Here is a 1,313-nt window from a genome sequence, read left to right as displayed (position 1 = left end):
GGCCTCTGGCCAGATGAATCTCGCGCACTAGCTGAAAGTTATCTCCATGCATGCGCCGTCCTCCGTGGCCGGATGCGGTCGCTTGGGTTGTTCAGTTCAGGATGTCCACTTGCACTTCGCGGCATTGTTGCTCGCCGTGCGGGAGGGTCTTTGGCGCTTCGATTTCGTCGCCAGGGTTTCGCCTGAGCTCCGCCCGAGTGGCCGCAGCGAACCGTCGCGCTAGTTTTGGTGACACCTTGAAAGCTGGCGCGTCAGGTCGTTTCAAGCGTCGCGTCTGTTCTGGGCGGTCAGCAGCAATGAACGACCGGTGCAGGTCCTGCAGCAGCTCCTGCAACTGGGTGTAGCCGTGAACCTTCATCGCCTTGGTCAGCTCCGCGCGCGTCCCGGCCGCCGACTCTACAGGCAGCGTCTCGATGCCCAGGCGCTCGGCCTCGGCCCTCTTCCTGTCGCGGTAATCCGCCGAGTGTTTCGCCGCGCCCGTCTTCTTCTCGGCCATCTTCAATTCCTTCTGCTGGGTCTCATGTAGTTAGCGCATGAGACATTTGTGCAAGTTGAAACTTAATTTGAAGCAGACTAAATTTAGAGTTCCATCAACTTTTCGGAGACTCATGAGCATGCCAACTGATCGCGAGCTGCAGCTCGAACAGGCGCTTATAGCAGTGATCGCATCATCAGAATTACTTGGCTGTAACATTGATTTTCTGTGCAATCGCGCCATTGGCGGCATTATTGGCGGTGTGGAGTTCGCCAATATTCCTGAAGCGCACGTTCAGAGTGTTATCGACGAAATTGAAAGGGCGAAAGCTGCTTCGAAGCGCAGTATTGACGAAGCCATTCAACAGAGCTGAAAATTATGCGGCGCCGCTTGGGGAGCCAGGTGGCGTCGAGGCCCTCTTCAGTCCAACCCATCGAAATATTGAACCCACCTGCTGGCCCGCTCGCCTAACCCTGTATCAACCCACAGGGAGCAGCAGTCATGTCCAACCTCGCTATCTATTTCTGGATCGCCGTTGCGGTGATCGTCATCCTTGTCGACCTATGGGCCATCGTCAGTGTGTTTCGCAGTGACAAAACTGATGGCGTTAAGGTCATGTGGTTTCTCGGCATCGTGATCTTCCCGGTTGTGGGATTGATCATCTGGGCGCTGTTTGGGCCAAGGGGAATCAAGCCAGGGACCGGACCAACTTCGCCAGAGCACAGCAAAGGGTGACAGTAGTCACGTTGCCGGCCTGCCCACCAACTTACGGTCGGCGGCAGCTTCCAGCGCTTGGGCGGTGTTGACCGCGACCTTGTAGTTGAAGCAAAACACCCGG

General features: G+C 56.6%; 3 protein-coding genes. 2 read left to right on the top strand and 1 reads right to left on the bottom strand.

Annotated features, from left to right (window positions below):
- Positions 1-91: 91 nt before the first annotated feature.
- A complete protein-coding gene (locus DN388_RS16155) occupies positions 92-496 on the bottom strand; it encodes a hypothetical protein (protein WP_229589102.1) in 405 nt (134 codons plus the stop codon).
- Between the two features lie 112 nt (positions 497-608).
- On the opposite strand from DN388_RS16155, the gene DN388_RS16150 reads away from it, so the two are divergent.
- Positions 609-848 (top strand): hypothetical protein, encoded by a 240-nt coding sequence (locus DN388_RS16150; protein WP_229589101.1) that lies wholly within the window; start codon positions 609-611, stop codon positions 846-848.
- A gap of 128 nt (positions 849-976) precedes the next feature.
- A complete protein-coding gene (locus DN388_RS16145) occupies positions 977-1,210 on the top strand; it encodes a PLD nuclease N-terminal domain-containing protein (RefSeq protein WP_229589100.1) in 234 nt (77 codons plus the stop codon).
- The last annotated feature ends 103 nt before the right edge of the window (positions 1,211-1,313 follow it).

This window comes from Pseudomonas sp. S12(2018) (genome assembly GCF_024355235.1).
Taxonomy (GTDB): Bacteria; Pseudomonadota; Gammaproteobacteria; order Pseudomonadales; family Pseudomonadaceae; genus Aquipseudomonas; species Aquipseudomonas palmensis.
The sequence above is the reverse complement of the archived record's forward strand: the minus strand, read 5'-3'. Positions and strand labels throughout refer to the sequence as shown.

Bases quoted from the DNA above. Each gene is read 5' to 3' on its own strand.
- DN388_RS16155 (WP_229589102.1), bottom strand. From the start codon at position 496: ATGGCCGAGAAGAAGACGGGCGCGGCGAAACACTCGGCGGATTACCGC.
- DN388_RS16150 (WP_229589101.1), top strand. From the start codon at position 609: ATGAGCATGCCAACTGATCGCGAGCTGCAGCTCGAACAGGCGCTTATA.
- DN388_RS16145 (WP_229589100.1), top strand. From the start codon at position 977: ATGTCCAACCTCGCTATCTATTTCTGGATCGCCGTTGCGGTGATCGTC.